The organism is Streptomyces sp. ADMS (genome assembly GCF_033441795.1).
Classification (GTDB): Bacteria; Actinomycetota; Actinomycetes; order Streptomycetales; family Streptomycetaceae; genus Streptomyces.
In genome coordinates, this window is record NZ_JAVFVX010000531.1 from 1 (window position 1) to 300 (window position 300).

At 66.7% G+C, this 300-nt stretch carries 1 protein-coding gene; it reads left to right on the forward strand.

All coding sequences use genetic code 11. The annotated features are described in order from the left end of the window. Positions 1-300: MMPL family transporter (locus RB628_RS41885; RefSeq protein ID WP_318325826.1), on the forward strand; the 300-nt coding region annotated here is incomplete at both ends.

Genomic DNA, 300 nt, shown 5'->3' on the forward strand with positions numbered 1-300 from the left:
GGCGGCACTCGGTTCCGTCATCGCGGTCTTCCAGTGGGGCTGGGGCGCGGAACTGCTCGACGTAGAGACGACCGGTCCGATCATGAGCCTGATGCCGATCTTCCTGGTGGGCATCGTCTTCGGACTCGCCATGGACTACGAGGTGTTCCTGGTCGCCCGGATACGGGAGGCGTACGCCCACGGGGACGAGCCCAAGCAGGCGATCGTGACCGGGTTCCGGTACAGCGCCCGGGTCGTCGTCGCCGCCGCGCTGATCATGATGGCCGTCTTCTCCGGGTTCATCGGAGCCGGCGAGTCCAT